This is a genomic window from Ensifer sp. 2TAB8, from assembly GCF_052115125.1.
In the GTDB taxonomy this organism is placed as follows: domain Bacteria; phylum Pseudomonadota; class Alphaproteobacteria; order Rhizobiales; family Rhizobiaceae; genus Ensifer.
In genome coordinates, this window is record NZ_JBFRGB010000003.1 from 232,470 (window position 1) to 258,762 (window position 26,293).

General features: G+C 62.3%; 26 protein-coding genes. 11 read left to right on the forward strand and 15 right to left on the reverse strand.

All coding sequences use genetic code 11. The annotated features are described in order from the left end of the window. Positions 1-14: 14 nt before the first annotated feature. The 4 genes from AB4Z53_RS09155 (at position 15) to AB4Z53_RS09170 (ending at position 4,645) form a co-directional block, all read left to right on the forward strand. The gene (locus AB4Z53_RS09155; RefSeq protein ID WP_441595598.1) at positions 15-896 is read left to right on the forward strand and encodes a F0F1 ATP synthase subunit gamma; all 882 of its coding nucleotides are present in this window, start codon (positions 15-17) and stop codon (positions 894-896) included. 24 nt (positions 897-920) lie between these two features. Further along, entirely contained in the window at positions 921-2,438 is a 1,518-nt protein-coding gene (atpD, locus tag AB4Z53_RS09160) for a F0F1 ATP synthase subunit beta (RefSeq protein WP_113535244.1), read from the forward strand. 119 nt (positions 2,439-2,557) lie between these two features. After that, a complete protein-coding gene (locus AB4Z53_RS09165) occupies positions 2,558-2,959 on the forward strand; it encodes a F0F1 ATP synthase subunit epsilon (RefSeq protein WP_113535425.1) in 402 nt (133 codons plus the stop codon). A 258-nt stretch (positions 2,960-3,217) separates the two neighbouring features. Beyond that, positions 3,218-4,645: a mannose-1-phosphate guanylyltransferase/mannose-6-phosphate isomerase gene (locus tag AB4Z53_RS09170; protein ID WP_441595599.1), complete on the forward strand. Its 1,428-nt coding sequence runs from the start codon at positions 3,218-3,220 to the stop codon at positions 4,643-4,645. Between the two features lie 123 nt (positions 4,646-4,768). Here the strand turns inward: AB4Z53_RS09170 and AB4Z53_RS09175 are convergent, their stop codons facing one another. Further along, positions 4,769-5,872, reverse strand: coding sequence for a saccharopine dehydrogenase family protein (locus tag AB4Z53_RS09175; RefSeq protein ID WP_113535242.1), 1,104 nt, complete (start codon positions 5,870-5,872; stop codon positions 4,769-4,771). A gap of 125 nt (positions 5,873-5,997) precedes the next feature. Here AB4Z53_RS09175 and AB4Z53_RS09180 point away from each other — a divergent pair, with 125 nt between their 5' ends. Beyond that, positions 5,998-6,429, forward strand: a complete 432-nt coding sequence (locus AB4Z53_RS09180) for an Lrp/AsnC family transcriptional regulator (RefSeq protein ID WP_043619168.1) — start codon at positions 5,998-6,000, stop codon at positions 6,427-6,429. A gap of 34 nt (positions 6,430-6,463) precedes the next feature. Here the strand turns inward: AB4Z53_RS09180 and AB4Z53_RS09185 are convergent, their stop codons facing one another. Then, entirely contained in the window at positions 6,464-7,354 is an 891-nt protein-coding gene (locus AB4Z53_RS09185) for a DUF6030 family protein (protein ID WP_441595600.1), read from the reverse strand. Positions 7,355-7,630: 276 nt separating this feature from the next. Between AB4Z53_RS09185 and AB4Z53_RS09190 the strand changes: the two genes are divergently transcribed. Next, complete coding sequence (locus AB4Z53_RS09190) at positions 7,631-8,533, forward strand: aminoglycoside phosphotransferase family protein (RefSeq protein ID WP_441595601.1); 903 nt, start codon at positions 7,631-7,633, stop codon at positions 8,531-8,533. Between the two features lie 331 nt (positions 8,534-8,864). Beyond that, complete coding sequence (locus tag AB4Z53_RS09195) at positions 8,865-9,614, forward strand: F0F1 ATP synthase subunit A (RefSeq protein WP_113540989.1); 750 nt, start codon at positions 8,865-8,867, stop codon at positions 9,612-9,614. A gap of 39 nt (positions 9,615-9,653) precedes the next feature. On the opposite strand, the gene AB4Z53_RS09200 is transcribed toward AB4Z53_RS09195, so the two are convergent. From AB4Z53_RS09200 to AB4Z53_RS09215, 4 genes are read right to left on the reverse strand one after another with little or no spacing between them, the layout of a single operon-like run. After that, a complete protein-coding gene (locus AB4Z53_RS09200; RefSeq protein WP_113540990.1) occupies positions 9,654-10,505 on the reverse strand; it encodes a metal ABC transporter permease in 852 nt (283 codons plus the stop codon). After that, complete coding sequence (locus AB4Z53_RS09205; RefSeq protein ID WP_113540991.1) at positions 10,502-11,362, reverse strand: metal ABC transporter permease; 861 nt, start codon at positions 11,360-11,362, stop codon at positions 10,502-10,504. The genes AB4Z53_RS09200 and AB4Z53_RS09205 overlap by 4 nt, the downstream gene beginning before the upstream one ends. Beyond that, a complete protein-coding gene (locus AB4Z53_RS09210; protein ID WP_113540992.1) occupies positions 11,359-12,294 on the reverse strand; it encodes a manganese/iron ABC transporter ATP-binding protein in 936 nt (311 codons plus the stop codon). Before AB4Z53_RS09210 ends, AB4Z53_RS09205 begins: the two co-directional genes overlap by 4 nt. Further along, entirely contained in the window at positions 12,291-13,196 is a 906-nt protein-coding gene (locus tag AB4Z53_RS09215) for a metal ABC transporter substrate-binding protein (protein WP_441595602.1), read from the reverse strand. Before AB4Z53_RS09215 ends, AB4Z53_RS09210 begins: the two co-directional genes overlap by 4 nt. Before the next feature lie 121 nt (positions 13,197-13,317). Here AB4Z53_RS09215 and AB4Z53_RS09220 point away from each other — a divergent pair, with 121 nt between their 5' ends. Beyond that, a complete protein-coding gene (locus tag AB4Z53_RS09220; protein WP_034802472.1) occupies positions 13,318-13,746 on the forward strand; it encodes a Fur family transcriptional regulator in 429 nt (142 codons plus the stop codon). A 64-nt stretch (positions 13,747-13,810) separates the two neighbouring features. On the opposite strand, the gene AB4Z53_RS09225 is transcribed toward AB4Z53_RS09220, so the two are convergent. Both AB4Z53_RS09225 and AB4Z53_RS09230 read right to left on the reverse strand, forming a co-directional pair. Beyond that, positions 13,811-14,725 carry a DMT family transporter gene (locus AB4Z53_RS09225; protein ID WP_441595603.1) on the reverse strand — a complete coding sequence of 305 codons (915 nt, stop codon included), beginning with the start codon at positions 14,723-14,725 and terminating at the stop codon, positions 13,811-13,813. Positions 14,726-14,885: 160 nt separating this feature from the next. Then, complete coding sequence (locus AB4Z53_RS09230) at positions 14,886-16,370, reverse strand: nucleobase:cation symporter-2 family protein (protein ID WP_113540994.1); 1,485 nt, start codon at positions 16,368-16,370, stop codon at positions 14,886-14,888. A 336-nt stretch (positions 16,371-16,706) separates the two neighbouring features. On the opposite strand from AB4Z53_RS09230, the gene AB4Z53_RS09235 reads away from it, so the two are divergent. Further along, the gene (locus AB4Z53_RS09235) at positions 16,707-17,159 is read left to right on the forward strand and encodes a hypothetical protein (protein ID WP_441595604.1); all 453 of its coding nucleotides are present in this window, start codon (positions 16,707-16,709) and stop codon (positions 17,157-17,159) included. A gap of 109 nt (positions 17,160-17,268) precedes the next feature. Here the strand turns inward: AB4Z53_RS09235 and AB4Z53_RS09240 are convergent, their stop codons facing one another. Next, on the reverse strand, positions 17,269-18,174 hold the full coding sequence (locus AB4Z53_RS09240; protein WP_441595605.1) for a LysR family transcriptional regulator: 906 nt from the start codon (positions 18,172-18,174) through the stop codon (positions 17,269-17,271). Positions 18,175-18,329: 155 nt separating this feature from the next. On the opposite strand from AB4Z53_RS09240, the gene AB4Z53_RS09245 reads away from it, so the two are divergent. Together AB4Z53_RS09245 and AB4Z53_RS09250 are read left to right on the forward strand one after the other, a co-directional pair. Further along, positions 18,330-18,698 carry an antibiotic biosynthesis monooxygenase gene (locus AB4Z53_RS09245; protein ID WP_113540996.1) on the forward strand — a complete coding sequence of 123 codons (369 nt, stop codon included), beginning with the start codon at positions 18,330-18,332 and terminating at the stop codon, positions 18,696-18,698. Positions 18,699-18,834: 136 nt separating this feature from the next. Further along, entirely contained in the window at positions 18,835-20,013 is a 1,179-nt protein-coding gene (locus tag AB4Z53_RS09250) for an MFS transporter (protein WP_441595606.1), read from the forward strand. 95 nt (positions 20,014-20,108) lie between these two features. On the opposite strand, the gene AB4Z53_RS09255 is transcribed toward AB4Z53_RS09250, so the two are convergent. The 6 genes from AB4Z53_RS09255 to AB4Z53_RS09280 all read right to left on the reverse strand — a co-directional run bounded on the left by AB4Z53_RS09255 (position 20,109) and on the right by AB4Z53_RS09280 (position 26,207). Continuing rightward, on the reverse strand, positions 20,109-21,830 hold the full coding sequence (locus tag AB4Z53_RS09255; protein ID WP_441595607.1) for an ABC transporter substrate-binding protein: 1,722 nt from the start codon (positions 21,828-21,830) through the stop codon (positions 20,109-20,111). An 82-nt stretch (positions 21,831-21,912) separates the two neighbouring features. Then, positions 21,913-22,335 (reverse strand): DUF2160 domain-containing protein, encoded by a 423-nt coding sequence (locus tag AB4Z53_RS09260; RefSeq protein WP_113540998.1) that lies wholly within the window; start codon positions 22,333-22,335, stop codon positions 21,913-21,915. Continuing rightward, positions 22,335-23,153, reverse strand: a complete 819-nt coding sequence (locus AB4Z53_RS09265) for a carbohydrate ABC transporter permease (RefSeq protein WP_441595608.1) — start codon at positions 23,151-23,153, stop codon at positions 22,335-22,337. The genes AB4Z53_RS09260 and AB4Z53_RS09265 overlap by 1 nt, the downstream gene beginning before the upstream one ends. Before the next feature lie 22 nt (positions 23,154-23,175). After that, positions 23,176-24,042, reverse strand: a complete 867-nt coding sequence (locus AB4Z53_RS09270; RefSeq protein WP_223725756.1) for a carbohydrate ABC transporter permease — start codon at positions 24,040-24,042, stop codon at positions 23,176-23,178. A 2-nt stretch (positions 24,043-24,044) separates the two neighbouring features. Then, the gene (locus AB4Z53_RS09275) at positions 24,045-25,115 is read right to left on the reverse strand and encodes an ABC transporter ATP-binding protein (protein WP_223725755.1); all 1,071 of its coding nucleotides are present in this window, start codon (positions 25,113-25,115) and stop codon (positions 24,045-24,047) included. A gap of 21 nt (positions 25,116-25,136) precedes the next feature. Next, complete coding sequence (locus tag AB4Z53_RS09280) at positions 25,137-26,207, reverse strand: ABC transporter ATP-binding protein (protein ID WP_223725754.1); 1,071 nt, start codon at positions 26,205-26,207, stop codon at positions 25,137-25,139. Positions 26,208-26,293: the final 86 nt, after the last annotated feature.

Consider the following 26,293-nt stretch of genomic DNA (forward strand, 5'->3'; position numbering starts at 1 on the left):
AGGACGGATAACGGATGCCTTCACTTAAGGATCTGAAGAACCGGATCGCCTCCGTCAAGGCGACGCAGAAGATCACCAAGGCGATGAAAATGGTCGCCGCGGCGAAGCTTCGGCGTGCGCAGGAGGCGGCCGAGGCCGCCCGGCCTTATTCGCAGCGCATGGCTGCCGTTCTCGCCAACATCGCCCAGGCGGTTGGCGCGGACGACGGCGCGCCGCGTCTGATGACGGGAACCGGCAAGGATGACACGCACCTTCTGGTCGTCTGCACGGCTGAACGCGGTCTTTGCGGCGGCTTCAACTCGCAGATCGCCCGGCATGCCCGCGACCACGTTCGCAAGCTGGTCGCAGCCGGCAAGACGGTCAAGATCATCTGCGTCGGCAAGAAGGGCTTCGATATTCTGCGTCGCGAATTCGCGTCGCTGATCGTCGATCGTGTCGACCTGCGTGAAGTCAAGAAGATCGGCTTTGAAAACGCCGACCAGATTGGCCACAAGATCATCGCGCTCTTCGACAAGGGCGAGTTCGATGTCTGCACGCTGTTCTACTCCGAGTTCAAGTCCGTTATCGCCCAGATTCCGACGGCACAGCAGTTGATCCCCGCCTCGGCCGGCCCGGTCGCAGCGGAAGCATCGGATGCTTCGGCCGTCTACGAATATGAGCCGGACGCGGGCGCGATCCTGAGCGACCTCATTCCGCGTAACATTTCGGTGCAGATCTTCCGGGCCCTGCTCGAGAACGTCGCCGGCGAAATGGGCGCGAAGATGAGCGCGATGGATAACGCGACGCGCAATGCTGGTGAGATGATCAACAAGCTGACGCTTAACTACAACCGTCAGCGCCAGGCTCAGATCACCAAGGAACTCATTGAAATCATCTCGGGCGCGGAAGCGCTCTAAGGTTACGAGAAGAGGGTAAGGATTATGGCTAAGGCAGCTACCCCGAAAGAAACCGTAGCGGAAAAGAAGCCCGCTGCACCGAGGAAGGCAGCTTCCGCCAAGACCGCAGCAGTTGCCGCAACCGGCGCTGTCGGTCGCGTAACGCAGGTCATCGGCGCCGTCGTCGACGTCGCGTTTGACGAAGGCCAGCTTCCGCAGATCCTGAACGCACTGGAAACCGACAACAACGGTAACCGCCTCGTTCTCGAAGTTGCACAGCACCTCGGCGAAAACTCCGTTCGCACGATCGCCATGGACTCGACCGAAGGTCTGGTTCGCGGCCAGTCGGTCACCGACACCGGTGCGCCGATCACGGTTCCGGTCGGCGACGAAACGCTCGGCCGTATCATGAACGTCATCGGCGAGCCGGTCGACGAAGCGGGTCCGCTCGTCACCTCCGGCAAGCGCGCCATCCACCAGGAAGCGCCGTCCTACGTCGAACAGTCGACGGAAGCGCAGATCCTCGTCACCGGCATCAAGGTCGTCGACCTTCTCGCCCCTTATGCAAAGGGCGGTAAGATCGGCCTCTTCGGCGGTGCAGGCGTCGGCAAGACCGTTCTCATCATGGAACTGATCAACAACGTCGCCAAGGCGCACGGTGGTTACTCAGTATTCGCCGGCGTGGGTGAGCGTACCCGCGAAGGCAACGATCTTTACCACGAAATGATCGAGTCCGGCGTTAACAAGCACGGCGGCGGCGCAGGCTCCAAGGCTGCGCTGGTTTACGGCCAGATGAACGAACCGCCGGGCGCACGCGCTCGCGTTGCTCTCACCGGTCTGACGATCGCTGAAGACTTCCGCGACAAGGGCCAGGACGTTCTGTTCTTCGTCGACAACATCTTCCGCTTCACCCAGGCAGGTTCCGAAGTGTCGGCTCTGCTCGGCCGTATTCCTTCGGCCGTGGGCTACCAGCCGACGCTGGCGACCGACATGGGTCAGATGCAGGAACGCATTACCACCACGACCAAGGGCTCGATCACCTCGGTTCAGGCCATCTACGTTCCGGCCGACGACTTGACCGACCCGGCACCGGCAACCTCGTTCGCCCACCTGGACGCAACGACCGTTCTGTCGCGCTCGATCGCTGAAAAGGGCATCTACCCGGCCGTTGACCCGCTCGACTCCACGTCGCGCATGCTCGACCCGATGATCGTTGGCGAAGAGCACTACGAAGTGTCGCGTAAGGTCCAGACGACCCTGCAGCGCTACAAGGCTCTCCAGGACATCATCGCCATCCTGGGCATGGACGAACTGTCTGAAGAAGACAAGCTGGCCGTTGCCCGCGCTCGTAAGATCGAACGCTTCCTGTCGCAGCCGTTCTTCGTCGCCGAAGTCTTCACCGGTTCGCCGGGCAAGCTCGTCGCTCTCGAAGATACGATCAAGGGCTTCAAGGGCCTGGTCAACGGCGAGTACGACCACCTGCCGGAAGCTGCCTTCTACATGGTCGGCTCGATCGAAGAAGCGATCGAAAAGGCCAAGAAGCTGGCTGCAGAAGCCGCTTGATAGCACTGTTAAGCCTCGGCGCGACCGCGCGCCGAGGCTTTCATCCTGCCTTCTGCTAAAGGCAGGGAAGACATGCACAGCCGCCTTCGGGTGGCGCGCCCACGAAGAAGTGAATGGTCATGGCCGATTTCAACTTTGAGCTTGTTTCCCCCGAGCGCCTGCTCGTTTCCGAAAAGGCGACGGAAGTCGTCATCCCGGCGACCGAGGGCGAGATGACCGTGATGGCCAATCACGCTCCGACGATGACGACGGTCAAGCCCGGCGTGGTCACGGTGAAGACGGCCGACGGCAAGATCGAGCGCTTTGCAGTGTTCGGCGGTTTTGCCGATATCCTGCCGACCGGCTGCACGCTGCTTGCCGAATCCGCCGTTCATGTCGACGAACTGGACCGCTCGATCCTCGAAAACCGCATCGACGCGGTTCGTGCCGAGCTGGATGGCGCCGGCGACGAGAAGAAGACTCGCCTGGAGCAGTTCATCGCCGAACTGACCAAGCTTGGCGAAGTCGTGAACCCGGCCTGAAAGCGACACCCGGAAGGGTGACGCGAATGAGAAAGCCCCGCCTTCGAGCGGGGTTTTTTGTTGGCCGCAAGGTCCTTGCGACGCTTGAGATCAGGGTGCTGCAATGGGATACGAGCGGAAAGCCGCGTCCGCCTTTCCTGATGCTGCCCCATCTTTCGTTTTGGCAAACTGCTTGCCCGGATCGGCGCTTTAGCTATTCTTCACGAGAAGCCCTTTAGTGTTCTCCGAAGAATCAACTCAAAGACAAGAGGCGCCGGCATGACGTCGAAGATTGTTCCGGTGATCATGGCAGGCGGACGGGGTACCCGCCTCTGGCCGCTTTCCCGCGCCGCCGCACCGAAGCAATTCCTGCAGATCCTTTCCGATCGTTCGTTGTTTCAGAAAACGCTGGAGCGCGTGCGCGACGCCGGCCAGTTCGAGCCGGCCATCATCGTCACAAACAGCGACTTTCGCTTCATCGTCGCCGAGCAGGCCCGGGCGATCGACGTTCACCTTGGTGACGTCCTGCTGGAGCCGGTAGCGCGCAACACTGCTCCTGCGCTTGCTGCCGCGGCCTTCCAGATTCTCGCCCGCTTCGGCAAGAATGCCGTCATGCAGGTGCTTGCTTCGGATCACGAGATCGATGCCGGCGATGTCTATAGCGATTGTATCCTCAGGGCGCACCAGGCCGCCCGACACGGAGAGCTGGTGACCTTCGGCATCACGCCGACCGAGCCCGCCACCGGCTACGGCTACATCGAGCGTGGCGAGGAATTGACGGCGGGCACGAACCGCGTGGCCCGTTTCGTCGAGAAGCCCGACCGCGCCAAAGCCGAAACGATGCTCGAAACCGGACGCTATCTCTGGAACTCCGGCATGTTCATGCTGCCGGTAAAACCTTTCCTTGACGAGATGAAGCGTCACGCGCCACAGGTCTGGGAAGCCACGAAGCTCTCACTCGACAGGGCGCAGAAGGACCTCGACTTCACGCGGCTGGATGCAGCGAGCTTTGCCGCTGCACCCGATATCTCGGTGGATTATGCGGTCTTTGAAAAGACCGAACGGGCCGCCGTGGTGCCGTCGTCCTTCCTCTGGTCGGATCTCGGCAGCTGGGACGCCGTCTGGAAGACGGGTGAGAAGGACGGCGACGGCAACGTCGTCACCGACAAGGCGACGGTGTCGAACACGCGCAATTCTCTGGTTCTGTCGCGCGATATCCACCTGGCTGTTCAGGGGCTCGATGATGTTGCCGTCATTGCCGGTGAGGATGCCGTCTATGTCGGCCGGCTGGCCGATAGCCAGAGCGTCGGCGCGATCGTCAAGACGCTGGCGAAATCGCCGCAGACGACGGCCCTGACGGAAATCCACCCGACGTCCTATCGCCCCTGGGGCGCGGTTGCCGCGATTTCGGACGGAGAACGCTTCGCGGTCAAGCGGCTGCGCGTGAACCCCGGCAAGAAGATCTCGCTGCAGAAGCATCATCATCGGGCAGAGCATTGGATCGTGGTACGCGGCACGGCGGAGATCACGATGTCCGGGGAAACCCGAATGCTGCACGAAAACGAGTCAGTCTACATTCCGCCGGGGATCGTTCACCGGCTTCATAACCCCGGCAAGATCCCGCTGGAACTGATCGAGGTGCGCACCGGCTCCTATCTCGGCGAAGACGATATCATCCGCATAGAGGACGAATTCGGACGAAGCTAAAGGCTGTTCCGATAGCCAAGCACCTGACGGAAAGAAAAAAGCCCGGGCCAAGACCCGGGCTTTGCTTAGGTGAGAACGGGATGTCTATCCCGCTCCAAATTCCGGCACGTTTCAGCTGACGGATCAGCCGGCGACGCGCGCGGTTTCGCCCTTCTGAGCGTAGTAATGGCCGAAGCGGTTAGCGAGGAAGGTGTCGAGGCCGATGTCTTCCTGGCGGACGAAGCCCTTCGAGGCGATCTTGCCGTCGGCGAGCAGGTCGAGCACGGCGCAGATGCTGCCTGCCGTGGTGATCTGGATACCGCTCTGCATGCGGCCAGCAACGACGCCGCTATAGACCTTGTTGGCGTAGGTTTCCTGGATCAGGCGACCGTCGCGGAAGCCCGAAACCGTTACGAAGATCACGACGACGTCCTGGGTGGTGGTCGGCAGTGCGTTCTCGAAGATGTCCTTGAGGACTTCGCGGCGGTGACGCAGGCCGAGGTCGTTGAGCAGCGCCTTCATGATGGCGGCGTGGCCCGGGTAACGGATGGTCTTGTAGTTGAGCGTCCGAACCTTGCCCTTCAGCGATTCGCAGAGGGTGCCGAGGCCGCCGGAGGTGTTGAAGGCTTCGTAGGTGACGCCGTCGAGCGAGAATTCTTCGCGCTCTTCCATGGCTGGCACTTCGATGAGGTTGCTTTCAACGATCGCTTCGCAGGGCTCGATGTATTCGTTGATKACGCCGTCGGTGCTCCAGGTCAGGTTGTAGTTCAGAGCGTTGGACGGGTACTGCGGCAGGGCGCCGACACGCATGCGCACGCTTTCCAGCGTCTCGAAGCGGCTGGCGAGATCGTTGGCGACGATCGAGATGAAGCCCGGTGCCAGGCCGCACTGCGGAATGAAGGCGGTGTTTGCCTTGGCGGCGATCGCCTTGACCTGGCGGGTGGATTCGACGTCTTCGGTGAGGTCGAGATAGTGGATGCCGGCTTCTGCGGCCGCTTCGGCGATTGCGACCGTCAGGTGGAACGGAGCGGCGCTGAGCACGGCGAACTTGCCGGAGAGAAGGGCGACGAGCGCCTTCTTGTCACCGATGTCGACGGTTGCCGTCGTGATCGCGGCGTGCTTCTCGATCTGCTCCAGCTGCTCGGCGCTGCGGTCGGCGACGCAGACGCTGTAGTCGCCGGTGTGGGCGAGCATGCGAGCGATGGTGGAGCCGATCTTGCCTGCTCCGATGACGACGATATTCTTCATTCTTTCCCCCGGGGTATGAGAACTGTATCTGTGCCTATTGTCCACTCGGTGGCTGTTGATTTGAAGCGCCGAAATGACTAAATCGACTAGTGTTATTCGGCAGATTGCCTAAACGGACGGACGATATGCAAATCACCGACAAGGATCGGGAGCTCTTGGCCATCCTCAGCGAAAATGCCCGGATGCCGACCGCGACGATTGCCCGGCGGCTTGGCCTGTCGCGCACGACCGTGCAGGCGCGAATAGAACGCCTGGAGCGCGAGGGCATCATCGCCGGCTATGGCGTGCGGCTGTCGGAGAGCTATGAGAAGGGGCTGGTCAAGGCGCATGTGCTGATCACCATCGCGCCGCGGGCGCTCTCTCGCGTGACCCCGGAGCTGAGCGCCATCCGCGAAATCCAGACGTTGCATTCGGTCAGCGGCAGCTTCGATCTCATCGCCGTGGTCGCGGCGACATCGATCAGCGAACTCGATCTGCTGATCGACCGCATCGGTGAAATCGACGGCGTCGACCGGACGCTGTCGTCGATCATCCTCTCGACCCGAATCGACCGGTAGACGGTGCTTCCGTTGGCCCGCGGACGGAAGATCGTCATGGTGCCGTGGCGGGTTCCTTCCCATCCGGTACTTTCGCCGGCACGTTCCAGTCCGTCGGGCCCTTGATAAAGCTGCGCAGTTCGGCATCGCCATAGGCGAGCCATTTGCTCCGGTCGAAATAGAGCTCGGCAATGCTCTTCGGTCGCGCCCGCGGCGGCTGATTGGCAAGAAAGTTGAAACGCGGCGTCGCTTCGTCGGATTCACGCTTGAACTGGATGCGGCTGCCGAAGCGCTTGAGGTCGAATTCCTTCAGCGCCTGGATCTGCAGAGTGACGCTTGCAGCATCGGCCCAGCGCACGTGGTCGAGGAATACGGACGCCGCGCGCGCCGCGGCCATGGTCACGGCCTGGCGGTCCTCCGGTCGTTCGATGTTGAGCTTGACGCGGAACGAAGAGATTTCCTCCTCGCCGCTGCCCTTGACGAAGATGAAGATCGATGACGGCTTGCCCTCGCCTGGGCGCGGGAAGGAGACAAGCGACGAACATTCCCATTGGGCACGTTCGCCGGCACCCGCCTTCCATTCGAGGTCACGGAAGCCGGCGTCACGCAACTCGTCGCAGAGCGCCTTCGGGTCGCTGCGGATGACGCGCAGGAACTGCTGCTCCGGCGTCTGCAGATCCTGGAAGGTCCAGGTGGGCAGTGCGATGCGCGGTTGTTCACGCCGTGCCGGCTTGCCGGCCAGCGGTTCGGCGGGCTTGCTCTTGTCAAGGAAGGTCGTCGGCAGGCCCAGCACCACGAGCACTTTCCTGAGGTTGCGCTGTTCGTTGGCGAGCAGGGCCGTCGCGAGAATGGCGGTGACGATCAGGATGAGGGCGATGAGAAAGAACCGAAGTCCCGTTCGCCCAGCACGTTTTGGAGCCGGCGTCTTGCAACGGGTCGCGCTCATGCTGCCCCGCCTGCCCGACGGGGCGCGACGAGGCGCGAGACCTCCAGCAAAAGGTGATCGGTCGGCCGGGCTTCCATGATCTCGGTTATCAACGGGTCTGGACCCTCTTCATCCCCGAAATCCGCAGCGGCGGCAATATGCAACCGTCGATATCGGCGAGTGGCTGTTGCATCCTGGCACAACGCGCCGCTGAAGGAGAGTTTCGCTGAACCAGGAAGTTGAAATCCAGGAGCAATCACATAGTTTCGAGGCCCGACACAGCAGATGGGACATACCATGGCAGAAAATCCGGCCGAACTCGTGATCGATGCGTCGCTGGTACGGCGGCTGATCGCGACACAGCTTCCGCAGTGGTCAGATCTTGAGGTGCGCCCGATCGAGCCCGGCGGCTGGGACAACAGGACGTTCATGCTCGGCGAAGAGATGACCGTGCGCCTGCCGAGCGCCGAACACTACGTGCTGCAGGTGGAGAAGGAGCACCGCTGGCTGCCGCGGCTGGCGCCGCAATTGCCGTTGCCCATACCGGTGCCTCTGGCCAAGGGTGTGCCGGGCGAAGGGTTTCCGTGGGCCTGGTCCGTCTGTCGCTGGCTTCCGGGGGAAACATTGGCGAAGCACCGGGTTGCAGATCTTCGCGAGGGGGCAAAGGATCTCACGCGGTTTCTGCGTGCGTTGCGGCAGGCGGATGCCGCCGGCGGACCCTTGCCCGGCGACCACAATTTCCACCGCGGCGGTCCGCCGGCCTTCTATCATGAGCAGACGCGCCAGGCGCTCACGCTGCTCGACGGGCAGGTCGATACGGCGGCGGCAGGCGAGGTGTGGGACGCAGCACTCGCCCAACCGTTTGAGGGCGCGCCAGTCTGGTTTCACGGTGACATCGCCTGGGGCAATCTTCTGGTCGAGAATGGCCGTTTAAGTGCCGTCATCGATTTTGGCACTTCTGGCGTCGGCGACCCCGCCTGCGACCTCGCGATCGCCTGGACGTTCTTCCATGGCGAAAGCCGTGAAGTCTTCCGCGATGGCATGGCGCTCGATCGCGGCGCCTGGGCCCGCGGCCGTGGCTGGACGCTCTGGAAGGCGCTGATCGTGCTGGCCGGCATGACCGGGGCGGCCGACAACGAGAAGGCGAAGCAAGCTGCGGTGATCGAAGACGTGCTCGCCGATCATCGCCGTTTCGGCTAGCCTGCGTCCGCATGGGCCGGCAAGCGTCGACTTGACCCGACTGCAAATTGCCTCTAGGTCAGGCGCACGCGGGACGACCCGCGTCGGTGCTACGCATGGGGACGGCCCCAGTATCTCGATCGAGATACTTGGAGTCTATCGCATCATGCAGTCCCAAAGCGCGGGACACGTCCGCGCGAGCTTTCCTTTCCCGAAACAGCCTGATCAATCCATTGCAAGCGCGCGCTTCGTGGAACGATCTCGGCCGCCGATCGCYTATCCCACACATTGACGCGTCGGCGGCCACCGACGCGTGCCGCCGATGTTTCGTCACCAACGCACGAGGTTGATGATGGCCGGACCCATCGAACAATTTGAGATCAAGTCGCTCCTTCCGATCGCCGAGGTCGGCGGCCACCAGATCAGCTTTACCAACTCGGCCGCCTATATGGTGCTGACGATTGCGATCGCGAGTCTCTTCTTGATCCTGTCGACGCGAAGACGGGGCCTGGTGCCGAACCGGGCGCAGTCGGCGGCCGAAATCCTCTATGAGTTTGCGGCAAAGACGCTGCGCGACAATGCAGGCGAGAAGGGCATGCGTTTCTTTCCGCTGGTCTTTTCGCTGTTCATGTTCATCCTCACTGCCAACCTCATCGGCATGTTCCCCTATGCCTTCACGGTGACGAGCCACATCGCCGTGACCTTCGCCCTGGCGATGCTCGTGTTCCTGACGGTTACGCTCTATGGCATCCACCGGCACGGCCTCGGCTTTCTGCGGCTGTTCATGCCGTCGGGCGTGCCGCTGATCCTGGCGCCGATCATCATCCCGATCGAGGTGGTCTCCTACCTCTCGCGTCCCGTAAGCCACTCGGTGCGTCTGTTTGCGGTCATGCTGGCCGGCCACATCACGCTCAAGGTATTCGCCGGCTTCGTGGTGGGCCTTAGTGGCTTCGGGGCGCTGGGGATCCTGGCGGCGATCATGCCGTTGCTGATGACGGTGGCGCTGACGGGGCTGGAACTGCTGATGGCACTGATCCAGGCTTACATCTTCACCATGCTGACCTGCATGTATCTCAACGACGCGCTCCATCCGAGCCACTGAGAACAGGTCAAGAGGCTCCCCGCGAGGGGAGCCTCTTTTTCATTCGGCCGCCACGCGCCGGGCTTCGTTGCGATAGGTCCGCCAGGACGACCAGGCGAAGGCGATGAGGAACATCGCGGTCATCAAGAGCACGATGGTCGGCGCCGGTGCGCTGTCGATGAAGAAGGAGAGATATACGCCACAGAAGGAGGCCGTCATCGCGATCAGTACGGCCACGATGAGCATCGCCCCCATGGTACGGGTGATCAGGAAGGCGATGGCGCCCGGCGCAATCAGCATGGCGATGGCAAGGATCAGCCCCACTGCCTTGAGCGCGCCGACGATCGTCAACGACAGGATGGCCAGCAGGCCATAGTGCAGCCAGTTGACCGGCAGGCCGACGGCCTTGGCCTGGGCGGGATCGAAGGCGTGCAGCAGGAAATCGCGCCATTTGACGGCCAGAATGCCGGTGGCGACCAGCGCGATCACGCCGGTCTCGATGATGTCGGGCCAGCCTATGCCGAGCATGTCGCCGAAGAGGATATGGTCGAGGTGCACGTCGCTCTGGATCTTGGTGTAGAGCACGAGGCCGAAACCGAACATGCCGGAGAAGACTACGCCCATGACCGTGTCCTGCTTGATGCGGCTGTTCTCCTTGAGATAGCCGGTCAGAAGCGCGCAGGACATGCCGGCGGCAAAGGCGCCGACGGCGAGCGGCAGGCCGACGATGTAGGAGATGACCACGCCGGGGAAGACCGCGTGCGAGATCGCGTCGCCCATCAGCGACCAGCCCTTCAGCACCAGGAAGCAGGAAAGCATCGCGGTTGGGATCGCCACCAGCACCGAGATCAGAAGCGCATTGCGCATGAACTCGAATTCGAAGACGGCAAGCATCATGTCGAGCGAGATCATCGGCCAGCCTCCGCCGGTTCGGCGCTACGCCGGCGCGCGGCAAGAAGCCCGTGTTTCGGGGCAAAGACAAAGGCCGTCAGGAAGATCAGCGTCTGCAGTACGATGATGATGCCGCCGGTAGCGCCATCGAGGAAATAGCTGAAATAGGCGCCGAAGAAGCTCGTCAGCGTGCCGATGGCGACGCTGATCAGGATCAGCCGCGGGAAACGGTCCGTCAGCAGATAGGCGGTGGCCCCTGGTGTCACCACCATGGCGATGACGAGGAAGGCGCCGACAGTCTGCAGCGCTGCGACCGTACAGGCAGAGAGCAGCGTGAAGAACAGCACCTTGAGGAAGGTGGTGGGAATGCCGATCGAGCGCGCATGGCTCTCGTCGAAGAAGGTGACCATCAGGTCCTTCCACTTGGCCGTCAGGATGAGCAGCGAGACGATGCCGATGATGGCCAGCTGCAGCGTGTCGGCGGGCGTGATCGCCAGGATATTGCCGAGCACGATGGTCTGGATGTTCACCGACGTCGGCGACAGCGAGACCATGAATAGCCCGAGGCCGAAGAAGGAGGTGAAGATCAGGCCGATGATCGTATCTTCCTTGAGCCTGGTGCGCTGGTTGAGAAACAGCATGGCACCGGCGGCAAGCGCGCCGGAGAAGAAGGCGCCGAGCGAAAAGGGCAGGCCGAGCATATAGGCGCCCGCGACACCCGGGACGATCGAGTGCGAGAGCGCGTCACCGATCAGTGACCAGCCCTTCAGCATCAGGTAGGAGGAGAGGAAGGCGCAGACGGCGCCGACCAGTGCGCTCACCCACATGGCGTTGAGCATGTAGCCATAGGTGAAGGGTTCGGAGAGCGTGGCGATCATTTGCCCTTCGTCTCCGAAGTCGTTTCGGGCTTCGCCGGCTGCGCCACCATGCGGTCCTTGTCGCCATACATGACCAGCGGACGCTCGTCGTCGGTGATGACGGCGAGTTGCCGCGGGTCGGCATCATCGTGCAGGTTTTCGCCGCCGAGCACGAAGTGTCTGAGCACGCCGCCGAAGGCGAGCTCCAGGTTTTCGCGGGTGAAGGTGGTTTCGGTCGGGCCGTAGGCGAGGACCGTGTTTTTCAGGAGCACGGTGCGGTCGCAGAACTCCGGGACGCTACCGAGATTGTGGGTCGAGACCAGCATTACCCGGCCCTCGTCGCGAAGCCCGATCAGCAGGCGAATGATCGCGTCCTCGGTCTTGACGTCGACGCCGGTGAAGGGCTCGTCGAGCAGGATGACCTTGCCGTCCTGGGCAAGGGCGCGTGCGAGGAAGACGCGCTTCTTCTGGCCGCCGGAGAGTTCGCCGATCTGGCGCTTGCGGTAGTCGCTCATGCCGACGCGGGCGAGGGCTGCTTCGACCGCTTCGTGATCCGCTTTTTTGGGGATGCGCAGCATGTTCATGTGGCCGTAGCGGCCCATCATCACAACGTCCTCGACCAGGACGGGGAAGTTCCAGTCGACCTCTTCGGCCTGCGGCACATAGGCGACGAGGTTTTTCTTGAGGGCTTCCGGTACCGACAGGCCGAGGATCGCGATCTCGCCGCGCGACAGGCGGGCAAAGCCCATGATCGCCTTGAAGAGCGTCGACTTGCCGCTGCCGTTGACACCGACAAGCGCCGTGATGGTGCCCGTCGGTATTTCGAAGGTCGCGTCGCGCAGGGCGCGCAGCCCGTTGCGATAGGTGACGGTTGCTCCGGTCACACGGATGCCGGTGCCTTGCTCGCCGGATGCCGCTGTCTGGCCGGGACGGGCTTTGACCTGGAGGTTCATTGCGAAAGGCCCTTGGCGATGGTTTCGGATGTCACTCGCAGCAGATCGATATAGGTCGGAACCGGTCCGTCCGCTTCGCTCAAGGAATCAACGTAGAGCACACCGCCGTATTTTGCACCGGTCTCGCGCGCTACCTGCTCGGCCGGGTCCGGCGAGATCGTGCTTTCGGAGAAGACCACCGGGATGTGGTTTGCTCGGACGGCGTCGATCACCTTGCGCACCTGCTGCGGGGTGCCCTGCTGGTCGGCATTGATCGGCCAGAGGTAGAGCTCCTTCATGCCGAAATCGCGGATCAGGTAGCTGAAGGCGCCTTCGCTCGACACCAGCCAGCGCTTGTCTTCGGGGATCTTGGCGATCTCGGTGCGGATCGGCGCGATGGCGGCCTCGATCTTCTGTTTGTAGGCCTCGGCATTGGCCTTGTAGGCCTCGGCATTGGCGGGGTCATATTTCACGAAGGCATCGCGAATGTTGTCGACATAAATCAACGCGGCCGATGGCGACATCCAGGCATGCGGATTGGGCTTGCCGCTGTAGGGGCCATCGGCGATGCCCATCGGCTCGATGCCTGTCGAGACGACGACACCCGGTACATCATCGAAGTTCTGGAAGAACTTCTCGAACCAGCGCTCCAGGTTCAGGCCGTTCCACAGGATCAGCTTTGCATCGTGCGCCTTCAGGATATCGCGCGGGGTCGGCTGGTAGTTGTGGATCTCGGCGCCCGGCTTGGTGATCGATTCGACAATTGCGGCGTCACCCGCGACGTTCTTGGCCATGTCGGCAATGACCGTGAAGGTCGTCACTGCCTTGAACTTCTCCTGCGCCCAGCCGGCGCCGGGAACGAGCGCGATGGTTGCCACGGCAGCGGCCGCTGCCAGGATCGCGCGCTTCGTCTGATCGATCATTCGCTACTCCCAGATGTTGACATCAACAGGAGTAGGGGAATGATTTGCATAAGTCAATGCAAATGAGAAGCATTCGCAACTGGCTATTTTCAAAGGCCGTGCCCTTGGCTAGTGTACGACCATGAAACAGAACAAGAATCGTGTCGAAGAACTGGAAGGCGTTTTGAGGGATGGCGGCGTGCGCGTGACGCGCCAGCGTGCCGCAATTCTGAAGATCCTCGCCACCGCTGAAGACCATCCGGATGCAAACGAATTGCATCGCCGGGCGAAGGAAATCGACGCCACCGTCTCGCTATCGACGGTCTACCGGACGTTGTCAGCGCTTGAGCAACAGGGCGTGGTGCAGCGCCATGCCTTTGAGAGCGCGACCGCTCGTTTCGAGACCGCCGACGCGCCACATCATGACCACCTGATCGATATCGACACCGGCGCGGTGATCGAGTTCCGCTCCGACAAAATCGAGCAGCTGCAGGCGGAGATTGCCGCCGAGCTTGGCTATGATCTGGTGCGCCACCGTCTTGAACTCTACTGCCGCAAGCGCAAGGACTGAGCCGGGTCCGTCAGGACCGTTACGCAATGGCAACGGTCCTTGTTTACTTCATGAGGGAAGCGTGTCAGCCGCGATCCGCAATGGCGGACGGGCGATGGCGCGCCGGCATAGTCATGGCGGCAACGCCGACGATGACGCAGGCGAGGCCGACCCAGGCCGTGTCGGACAGCTTCTCGCCGAGGAACACTGTGCCGATGGCAACCCCGACAGGCACGCGCAGATAGGCCTGGGCCGTGGCGCCGACCGAGCCCAATGTCTGGATCAGCCGGAAATAGATGGCAAAGGCGAGGGCCGTCGAGAAGACGGCGAGGCCGAGGAGTGCCAGCAGCGACTCCACCGACGGCGCAAGCGTCCAGGGCCGGTCGACAATAAGGCTCGTCGGGATCAGCAGCACAGCGCCCGATACCAGCGAGCCGGCAGCGGGCATCATCGGGTCGAGCCCCTTGAAACTGCGCCCGAAGATAGCCGCGCCCGCGTAGCAGACGGTGGCCAGTACCACGGCCAACTGTGGCAGCAATTGCTCGCCGAGACCGCCAAAGGCCTCCATGCCGATGATGAGGCTGATGCCGGTCATGCCGGCGACGACGCCGACGAGTTTGCGCACCGTCACCTGTTCATGGCGGGTGACCAGTGCCGTCATCAGGAAGGCGAAGATGGGGGTCGTTGCATTGAGGATGGAGGCAATGCCGGCATCGATTGTCTGTTCAGCCCAGGCGATCAGCGTGAAGGGCACGACGCTGTTGAGGCAGGCCTGGAACAGGAAGCGCCGCCAGGTTGCGGCGTCGCGCGGCAGCTTGAGGCCGCGCCAGCGCAGAACGGCAAGAAGAAGCATGCCGGCAATCAGCGTGCGCGCGGCGATCAGCGTGACCGGCGGAATGGTGCCGATGCCGATCTTGATGAAGGTATAGGAGGCGCCCCACAGTGTGGCGAGCGCCAGCAGAAGAGAGAGCTCGAGGGTGAGGTTGTTGGTCTTGGCCATGGATCGAAACCTTCGTGTCGTCGTCGTTGCCATCCTTTTAGGACGATGGTGACAGCGAATGCTTCGGCGGCGGTCGAAGTGTCGAGCTTCCTCGAGGTGGCTGAAACGGCAAAGCCCGGCTCTCCTTTCGGAAGGCCGGGGCTTCGGTTTTCTGGTCAGATCAATGGCTGTCGGCGAGCTTCGCGGCGTCGACGCAGGCAGAGTTTTCGATGCGCAGTCCGTTGAAGAAGGCGTTGAGCACCACCGCGGAGATCGAGGCAAGCACGATGCCGGACTCGATGATCGGGTGGATCGCATGTGGCAGCCACATCAGGTAGTTCGGCGCGATCAGCGGGATCAGGCCGAAGCCGACGGAGACGGCGACGACGAAGAGGTTGTTGCGCGACGACTTGAAGTCGACGGTCGACAGGATCCGTACGCCGGTGGCCGCCACCATGCCGAACATCACCAGACCGGCGCCGCCGAGAACGAAGGTGGGGACCGCCTCGACCAGCGCTCCCATCTTCGGGATCAGACCGAGCACGATCATGATCACGCCGCCCATCACGCAGACATAGCGGCTCTTCACGCCGGTGACGCCGACGAGGCCGACATTCTGCGAGAAGCTCGTATAGGGAAAGGTGTTGAACAGGCCGCCGATCATGGTGCCAAGGCCATCGACCCTGAGACCCGCCGTCAATTGCTGTTGCGACACCTCGCGGTTGGTCATTTCACCCAGCGCCAGGAACATGCCTGTTGATTCGATCATGACCACGATCATGACGAGCGACATGGTGGCGATCAGCACCGGATCGAAGATCGGCATGCCGAAGCGCAGCGGCGTGACCACGGCGAACCAGCCGGCATCGGCCACTCGGTCGAAATGCATCATGCCAAGTGCTGCGGCGACGACACAGCCGACGACGACGCCGGTCAGCACTGCGATGTTGCTGATCAGCCCGCGGCCGAAGCGCGCGATCACGAGAATGGAGACAAGCACGAAGGCAGCCAGCGCGATATGGCTTGGCTCCGCATAGAGCGGGTTCGGCACCGTGGCGCCCAGCACCAGGCCATCCGGCACCGCCGGACCACCGGTCGCCGCCACTTTCTTCAATTCAGCCAGCCACTCTGCGTGGGTTGGGTCGACAAGCTTCGGCGCCGTCGGGCCGAAAGGGTTGCCGAAAATCCAGTTCACGCCCACCCGCATCAGCGAAACGCCGATGACGAGGATGATGGTGCCGGTGACGATCGGCGGAAAGAACTTAAGTAGCCTGCCCATCAGCGGCGCGAGCAGCAGCGCCACGAGACCGGCGCCAATGATCGCGCCAAAAATCATGCGTGCCCCCTCCTGCCCGGGTGTCATCGCCGCCATCGAGACCATCGGGCCGACGGAAGCGAAGGTGACGCCCATCATGACGGGAAGGCGGATGCCGATGCTGCGGCCGATGCCGAGCGACTGGATGATGGTGACGAGACCGCAGACGAAAAGGTCGGCGGAGATCAGGAAAGCGACGTCCTGGGGGCTGAGCTGCAGCGCGCGGCCGACGATCAGCGGTACCGCGACGGCGCCGCCATACATGACAAGCACATGCTGGATCCCAAGGGTGGCAAGTCTGCCTACTGGCAGCTTCTCGTCCACCGGGTGTATGCTGGAAACGTCGCTCATGGTTCCTCCTCCCATTACATCGACCAGTCCGGCTCCCCCGTCCTCCAACAGGGGAACCGCCATCTTCGGTTGTCGAGACAGAATGTCGCAAGTGTCGCCGGAGCGAAAACACTTTCCGGAATCCGAGGGAAATTGTCGAGGGACAACTCAAGCGGGAAAACGCCCGAGATCGGTCATGGAGCGGCTATCGCGGCCAGGCATAGCGGGCACTGCCCGCAAACCCGCTGTCGGGGGCGGAATGATGTTAGCGATCATGCAACGTTGCCGCAATGCGAAACAGTAATGGTCCAATGCGCCGGAGCGAAATCCGGTGCCGTTCGTTTGGGATCCTGTTCGATGATTTCTTGGAGATTGACCTTCTACCTGCCCGGTCTGATGCTCATGCTGGCGGTCGTTCTCTGTCCGGCAATCGTCAACGCCAGCAGCGCCAGCTTCCCGGGACAATGGCAGCAGGTTGCCTCAGGCACCGACGGCTGCGAGACCTGCTGGGTCGAAATCAGCCGAAACGGTCCGGTCCTCAAGGTGACGGGCAAGGACGGATGGTTCGCGGTGATGCATCTCGGTCGTGCCGGAGGCGGCTTTAGCGCCGAAGGGATCGGCCGCTGGAGCGAGGGCGGCGACAGCCACTACCGCGGTCAACCCTTCGATATCCGCATCGCGCTTGTCGACAGGCACCTTTACATGGACATGACCGTGAAGATGGAAGACGGCTCGACACGCGCGGTCAGGGCGATCTTCGACAAGCGCAGGTCGGCGAAAACTTCGCGTTTTCCGGTGATCCATTCCTAGCATGTCATGCATTCGGAGGCGCGCTTCGATTTCGGAGCGCCTTTCCGGTTCTTTTGATTGCGCTTGAAAACGGCATGTGTCGGGTCACATCGACAGGTTGGTGTTGTTCCTATTGAGCCGATGGCCGAACCGGGGCGAAGAGGTTTGCGGCCATGAAGTCGACGAAGACGCGCAACTTCGGCGACAGGTGCCGGCTTGACGGCCAAAGAACGCGATAGCTGCCGCACTGGATCAGATGCCCTTCCAGCACCGCCACGAGCGCGCCGGCAGCAAGCTGCTCTCTCACCGTGAAATCCGGAAGGCAGGCAATGCCAAGTCCCTGCTCGGCCATATGGATCAAGGGCTCCAACGCATTGGACACGGCCGTCTTCGGCAGATCGATGTCGAGCGGAGAACCGTCATGCGCGAGCGGCCATGGCTCGAGCTTGCCGGTTGAGGGAAACCGATGGTGCAGGCAGAGGTGATGTGAGAGTTCTTGCGGCGTCCGAGGTGTGCGATGGGTCTCAAAGTAGGCGGGTGAGCCCACCAGAACGGGGTGGTAGGTCCCGATCAGGCGGGTCATCAGTCTGGAATCGCCGATTTCGCCGGTTCGCACCACGGCATCAAATCCTTCATCGATGATGTCGACGAGGCGATCGGAGAAGTCGAGGTCGATCTCGACGTCGGGATAGGCGCGCATGAAGGCCGTCAATGTCGGCATCAGCAACATGCCGGCCATTGGCAGGCTGACGCGCAGCTTTCCTCGCGGCGCTTCCTGGGTCTGCATCAGTTCTGTTTCTGCTGCTTCCACCTCGCAGAAAATACGCCGGCATCGCTCAAGGAAAAGCGAGCCTTCCGGCGTGAGCGTGACGCTGCGCGTGCTGCGATGAAAAAGCCTGACGTTCAATCGGTTCTCGAGGCGGGCAATTGCCTTGCCAACGGCCGAAGGCGAGACGCCGAGTTGCGCGGCAGCCTCGGTGAAACTCCGCGCCTCGGCAGCACGGACGAAGGCATTGAGGGCTCCAAGACTGTCCAATTCAGGTTCCTTACGGGCGCCGGCATTATGGATATTTCTGTCCGGTATCATCGGAGTTGTAGCGCATTTTTCTCCGATTGGGAGCCGGGCATAGTCCTTCGCGCCGCCAATCCGCGTTCGCTACGCGGAAGGTCTGCGGCGACGAAGGAGAAAACATGCAGCAGCCACCTATTGCCGGCTTCAGTGCCGGTCCTCAGCCCACCGTGTTCATCGTCAACGTCATCCACCCGCATCCGGGCAAACAGGAGGAGGCCTTTCGGCTGATCCAGGATGTGGTGCACTACGTGGCCGCGCGGAAGGAAGGCTTCCTCTGGAGCAACCTTTCCAAGAGCACGGATGGCAAGACGGTCGTCAATGTCGAAGCGATCGCCGACGAAGGGAATGTCGGGGAGTTCTTTTCCGACCCGGTCTTCCTGGCGAAATTTCGCGCTCTCGATGCGGTCTCGTCCAGCGAGTTCCACACCTACCGTGTGGATGATCTCGTGCTTCCCCGGCGTGCCGTCGGCAGCGCCGATTCGAAGTAGCGCGGTGCTGCCTTAGCCACCGATGAGACACCAGCCTGGTGGCGCCTCCGCGATCTAGGGAGCCGCGTCGCCGGCCTTTCGAAAGACAGATTCCATGCCATCGACCGACTGCTTGACGCGATCCCGATCGGACGCGATGCGGGCACAAACTGCTGCGACCAGCGCGCGGCTTCCACTCTCCGGGCTGCTCGCGCTGGCAACCGCCGGGTTCATCACGATCCTGACCGAGGCATTGCCGGCTGGCCTGCTCCCGCAAATCGCGGCCGACCTGCGTATCTCACAGGCAATGGCCGGGCAGATGGTGACCATCTATGCCATCGGTTCGCTGGTCGCTGCCATTCCGCTCGTCGAGCTGACCAAGACATGGCGACGGCGACCCCTGCTGATCGCGGCCATTTCAGGATTTGCGATCGTAAATACCGTGACGGCGCTTTCGCCGAATTATGCGGTCACGATGGCTGCCCGTTTCTTCGCAGGCGTTTTTGCCGGCCTGTTGTGGGCTTTGGCTGCAGGCTATGCGAGCCGGATGGTGCAGCCGCATCGGCAGGGTCGGGCGATAGCCATCGCAATGCTCGGCGCACCCGTGGCTCTCTCGATCGGCATCCCCGGCGGAACGTTCCTTGGGGATTTGACCGGCTGGCGATGGGCTTTCGCATTCCTGAGCATCATCACCGTGCTGGTCATTGGCTGGGCGTTGCGAGCCCTGCCCGACTTCCAGGGAGAACGAGCAGAAACGGCAAACAGGCTGTCGTCCGTGTGGCGATTGCCGGGCGTTCGGCCGGCGCTCTTCGTTACCTTCGCCGTCGTCTTCGCCCACAACATCCTCTACACCTACATCGTGCCCTTTCTTAAGCCTGCGGGGCTGAGTGGACGGGCAGACAAGGTCCTGCTTGTTTTCGGAGTCGCATCGCTGGTCGTCATCCCGGTCATCGGTGCGATCGTCGATCGTCATTTGCGGGTGGCGACCCTCGCGAGTATCGCGCTTTTCGCAGCGGCTTCCCTTCTGTTTCTCATTTTCGGGGACCGGCCGGTTGCGATCTACCTCGGTGTCGTCGTCTGGGGATTGGCTTTCGGCGGCGCGCCGACGCTGTTTCAGACCGCCTCGGCAAAGGCTGCAGGGGCGCATGCGGACACCGCCCAAGCGATGATCGTCACGGCCTGGAATGCCGCAATGGCCGGAGGCGGACTGTTTGGCGGCCTGCTTCTTGCCGGCGTCGGCGCGACGATCTTCCCAGCCGCGTTGCTTGCGTGCCTTCTGCCGGCATTGATCGTGGCTTGGGCCGGCCGCCACGGATTTCCTGCACGCCTCCGATAGGCCCTTGCAACGAAAAACCGGGGCCGTTGCCGACCCCGGTGCCGCATCTCCCGAGGAGATGAGGGCCGCCCGTTTTGCAGGCGGCCGTTGGTTTCTTACTTCTGCCAGCTCTTGACCAGATCGTCGTAGTTGACGGTCTGCGGCTTTTCCTTCTCGTTCTCGATCTTCAGCTGCGGAGCGAGGTTGCCCTTGGATACGGCGTCCTTGTTCCAGAATTCGAGATCGTGCTCTTCGGCCAGCTTCGGACCGATGTCGCCCTGAACGCCCGAGCGCTCGAGACGGGAGAGAACCTTCTCCTGCTCGGCGCAGAGCGAGTCCATGGCTTCCTGCGCGGTCTTGGCGCCCGAGGATGCATCGCCGATCGCCTGCCACCACAGCTGAGCCAGCTTCGGATAGTCCGGAACGTTCGTGCCGGTCGGCGACCACTGCAGGCGGGCCGGCGAACGGTAGAACTCGATCAGACCGCCGAGCTTCGGAGCGCGGTCCGTGAAGCTCTTGTGGTCCAGCGTCGACTGGCGGATGAAGGTGAGACCGACATGGCTCTTCTTCACGTCGACGGTCTTCGAGGTCACGAACTGCGCATAGAGCCAGGCGGCCTTGGCGCGGTCGTCAGGCGTGGACTTCAGAAGCGTCCAGGAACCGGCGTCCTGGTAACCGAGCTTCATGCCGTCCTTCCAGTAGACGCCGTGCGGGCTCGGAGCGAAGCGCCACTTCGGCGTGCCGTCCTCGTTGACAACCGGCAGGCCCGGCTTGACGAAGTCGGCCGTAAACGCCGTGTAGGTGAACATCTGCTGGGCGACTTCGCCCTGCGACGGAACCGGGCCAGATTCCGAGAAGGTCATGCCCTGGGCAGCAGCCGGTGCATAGGCCTTCATCCAGTCCAGGTACTTCTGGATGGAGTAGACGGCGGCCGGGCCGTTGGTGTCGCCACCGCGGGCAACGCAGGAGCCGACCGGGCGCGAGTTCTCGTCGACCTTGATGCCCCACTCGTCGACCGGCTTGCCGTTCGGGATGCCCTTGTCGCCGTTGCCGGCCATCGACAGCCAGGCGTCGGTGAAGCGCCAGCCGAGCGACGGGTCCTTCTTGCCGTAGTCCATGTGTCCATAGACCTTCTTGCCGTCGACTTCGCGACCGGTGAAGAACTCGGCAATGTCCTCATAGGCCGACCAGTTGACCGGAACGCCGAGGTCGTAGCCATACTTCGCCTTGAAGTCTGCCTTGTTCTTCTCGTCGTTGAACCAGTCGTAGCGGAACCAGTAGAGGTTCGCGAACTGCTGGTCGGGCAGCTGGTAGAGCTTGCCATCTGGCGCGGTCGTGAAGGACTTGCCGATGAAGTCGTCGATGTCGAGGTTCGGGTTGGTGACGTCCTTGCCTTCATTGGCCATGAAGTCGGTCAGGCTGCGGGCCTGCTGGTAGCGCCAATGGGTGCCGATCAGATCCGAGTCGTTGATGTAGGCGTCATAGACGTTTTCGCCCGACTGCATCTGCGTCTGCAGCTTTTCGACGACGTCGCCTTCGCCGATCAGGTCGTGGGTGATCTTGATGCCGGTGATGTCGGAGAAGGCCTTGGCGAGCACCTTCGATTCGTATTCATGGGTGGTGATCGTTTCGGAGACGACCTTGATTTCCATGCCGGCAAAGGGCTTCGCCGCATCAACGAACCACTGCATTTCGGCTTCCTGGGCCGCGCGGTCGAGCGAGGACATGTCGCCGATCTCGCTGTCGAGGAACTTCTTCGCCTCGTCCATGCCGGCGAATGCCGAACCGGTAAAGGCCAGCAGCATAGCCGCCGTCGTAGTCAAAAGATGCCGTCGCATAATTCCCTCCCTTTAGGTTTGCGAGTGCGGTTCTTTAGCTTTCGAAGGGCCGCTTTCCGGCGGCCCCTCAAATCGGTTCGCCTCAGACGTAGCGGAAGACGCCGACGGCATAGACTAGGGAGAGCGCGAGCGCCCACCACAGGTTCTGCCCGCCGACGAAGCCGAGCCATGCGAGGTGAATGAAGGCGCTGCCGAGCAGCGACACGAAGAGCCGATCGCCCCGTGTCGTCTCGAAGCGCAGGATGCCGACGCGCGGATTGCCGCCCGGCGAGGCATATTCCCAGACCGCCATCATCGACAGCAGTGCGAAGATGGTGAGGAAGAACATGGCCGATGGAAACGACCAGGCCATCCAGCCGCCGGCGACCAGCGGCGCGAACCAGTCGCGCGCGCCGTCCTTGATCGGCAGCATGCTGAACAGCAGCCCCGCCACGGCGGCGTAGACGACGAGAACGGCGGCAAACGGCAGTTGCCAGCGCGCCTTGCGAATGGGTTGAGCGGTCATCATACCCTCCCCAGGGCAAAGCCCTTGGCGATGTAGTTGCGAACGAAATAGATCACGAGCGCGCCCGGAATGATGGTGAGCACGCCGGCAGCCGCCAGCACGCCCCAGTCGAGACCGGAGGCGGAGATCGTACGGGTCATGGTGGCGGCGATCGGTTTGGCGTCCGTGGTCGTCAGCGTGCGGGCAAGCAGCAGTTCGACCCAGGAGAACATGAAGCAGAAGAACGCAGCGACACCGATGCCCGAGGCGATCAGCGGCATGAAGATCTTCACGAAGAAGCGCGGGAACGAGTAACCGTCGATATAGGCGGTTTCGTCGATTTCCTTCGGCACACCGGACATGAAGCCTTCCAGGATCCAGACGGCGAGCGGCACGTTGAACAGGCAGTGGGCGAGTGCCACGGCGATGTGCGTGTCGATCAGGCCGAAGGCCGAATAGAGCTGGAAGAAGGGCAGCGCGAAGACTGCCGGCGGCGCCATGCGGTTGGTGAGCAGCCAGAAGAACAGGTGCTTGTCGCCGAGGAAGCGGTAGCGCGAGAAGGCATAGGCGGCCGGCAGCGCCGCCGTCACCGAGATCACCGTGTTCATGACCACGTAGATGATCGAGTTGATGTAGCCGTTGTACCAGGAGGGATCGGTGAAGATCACCTGGTAGTTCCGGAGCGTCGGGTTGACCGGCCAGAGCGAGAAGGTGCTCAGGATCTCGCTCGTTTCCTTGAAGCTCATGTTGACGAGCCAGTAGATCGGCAGGAGCAGGAAGACGATGTAGATCGTCGGCACCAGCCAGGAGAGGCGTTCGGTAAGCGGTTTTGTCTGCATTTTGTTTCTCCTCCCGCCTTTATCAGCCCTGCGCGTCGCTCGTGGTCATCACGGTGTAGAAGATCCACGAGAGCAGCAGGATGATGAGGAAGTAGATGATCGATAGCGCTGCCGCCGGACCGAGGTCGAACTGGCCGATGGCCGTCTTGACGAGGTCGATCGACAGGAAGGTGGTCGAGTTGCCGGGGCCGCCGCCGGTGACGACGAAGGGCTCGGTGTAGATCATGAAAGAGTCCATGAAGCGCAGCAGGAAGGCGATCAAAAGCACGCGCTTCATCTTCGGCAGTTGGATGTAGCGGAACACCGACCAGCGCGAGGCGCCGTCGATCTTGGCCGCCTGGTAATAGGCGTCCGGGATCGAGACGAGGCCGGCATAGCACAGCAGCACGACGAGGCTCGTCCAGTGCCAGACGTCCATGACGATCAGCGTCACCCAGGCGGCGACCGGGTTCTGTACGTAGTTGTAGTTGATGCCGATCGCCTCGAGCGTGCGGCCGAGCAGGCCGATGTCGACGCGGCCGAAGACCTGCCAGATGGTGCCGACGACGTTCCACGGGATCAGGAGCGGCAGCGCCATCAGGACGAGGCAGACCGGCACGCCGAGACCCTTCTTCGGCATGTTGAGCGCGATGACGATGCCGAGCGGAATTTCAATGGCGAGGATGATCGCCGAGAAGATCAGGTTGCGGGTGAGCGCGTCCCAGAAGCGGTCCGACGTCAGCACCTGGACATACCAGTCGGTGCCGGCCCAGAAGAACTGGTTGTTGCCGAAGGTGTCCTGGATCGAATAGTTGACGACGGTCATCAGCGGGATGACGGCCGAGAAGGCGACCAGCACGAGGACCGGCAGCACCATGAACCAGGCCTTGTTGTTCCAGGTTTTCTCCATGGTCAGGCCTCCTCGCCGACGCGCCAGGAATCGGCGTAGATGTTGATGGCTTTCGGATCGAAGGTGACGCGCGGCTCGGCAGGGATTTCGCCGTCTTCATCGACGATGATCGAGATCGGCTGATCGGCGAAACGGGCGCGCACGATCTTGTGGCGACCGATATCCTCGACCTTGGTGATCGCGACCGGCATGCCTTCGCGGCTAAGCGAAACAAATTCCGGGCGGATGCCGAGCTCGGTCTTGGCGCCGGCCCTGACCTTGGGCTGGAAGGTGAGACCCACCTGCTCGCCGCCAACCGTCGCGGTGCTGCCGTCGAGCTTGACCGGCAGCACGTTCATGCCCGGCGAGCCGATGAAGTAGCCGACGAAGGTATGCCGCGGGCGCTCGAAGAGTTCCGCCGGCGTGCCGATCTGCACGATCTGGCCGTCATACATGACGACGACCTTGTCGGCGAAGGTGAGCGCTTCGGTCTGGTCGTGGGTGACGTAGACCATGGTGAAGCCGAACTGCTTGTGCAGCCGCTTGATCTGCGAGCGCAGCACCCACTTCATTTCCGGATCGATGACGGTCAGCGGCTCGTCAAACAGGATGGCGCTGACGTCGTTGCGCACCAGGCCGCGGCCAAGCGAGATCTTCTGCTTCTGGTCGGCGGTAAGGCCCCGGGCGGTCTTCTTCGCCCAGCCGCCAAGGCCGATCATCTCGATCGTCTCCTTGACCCGGCGATCGACCTCGGCTTCCGGCACATGCCGGTTGCGCAAGGGGAAGGCCAGATTGTCGTAGACCGTCATCGTGTCGTAAATGACCGGGAACTGGAACACCTGGGCGATGTTGCGTTCCTGCGTGGAGAGATGCGTCACGTCCTTGCCGTCGAAGAGGATGCGTCCTTCCGACGGGTTGATCAGGCCCGAGATGATGTTGAGCAGCGTGGTCTTGCCGCAGCCGGACGGACCGAGCAGCGCGTAGGCGCCGCCGTCGTTCCATTCGTGATGCACTTCCTTCAGCGCGTAGTCGTTTTCCGACTTCGGCTTGGCGCCATAGGCGTGGCGGATATGTTCAAGGTCGATGCGTGCCATGTTTTCCTCCCAGCGCCTCCTTTAGGCCGTGCCGCCGATGGCGCGACCATCCGGCCCGAAAGCCATGAGATGGCGGGTATCGACGAAGACCTCGAGGGTCGCGTCGGGTTCGATGTCGTGAATGCCCGGCGCCAGCATGACCCAGCGCGCATTGGCAAAGCCGACGTGAATGAAGCTTTCCGAGCCGGCGATTTCGGAGATCGCCGTCTTGACGGTGAGCGCATCGCCGCCGCCCTGGGGGCGGTCGAAGGAGATGTGATGCGGCTGGAAGGCGACGGTGCAACGACCGTCGGCGATGCCAGCCAGATGCGCCGGAACGGCGAGCACGGACTTGCTGTCGAGCGTGAAGGCGGAGCCTGATTTGACCAGTTCGATGCAGTTCAGCGGCGGGTCGGCGAAGGTGCGGGCGGTGATGAGGTCGACCGGGCGGCGATAGACGTCGATCGTCTTGCCGAACTGGGTGATGCGGCCCTGGCTGAGGGCCGCCGTATTGCCGCCGAGCAGCAATGCCTCCGAAGGTTCGGTCGTCGCATAGACGAAGATGGCGCCGGACGCGGCGAAGATCTTCGGCAGCTCCTCGCGCAGTTCCTCGCGCAGCTTATAGTCGAGGTTGGCGAGCGGTTCGTCGAGCAGCACGAGATCGGCGTTCTTGACGATGGCGCGGGCGAGTGCCGTGCGCTGCTGCTGGCCACCCGAGAGATTGAGCGGTGTGCGATCGAGATAAGGTGTCAGCTTCAGGAGATCGGCAGCCTTGCGCACTTCGCGGTCGATGGTAGCAGCATCCGCGCCGCTGATGCGCATCGGCGAGGCGATGTTCTCATAGACCGTCATCGCCGGATAGTTGATGAACTGCTGGTAGACCATGGCGACCGAACGCTTTTGTACCGGCAAGCCGGTGACGTCGGCACCATCGAAAGTCAGCGAACCGGAAGCGGGCTTGTCGAGACCGGCCATCAGCCGCATCAGCGACGTCTTGCCGGAAAGGGTCGGGCCGAGCAGCACGTTCAGCGACCCCCTCTCCAGCACCAGGTCGGTCGGGTAGATATGCGTCTCCCCGCCCACGACCTTGGATATCTTCTTCATTTCAAGCATTGAATTCTCCACCCAGCCTGTCGGCAGTCCAGAGCGTTTCCACGCCGTGCGGAAACGCTCCATGTCGTCGTATTTCCCATCTCCGG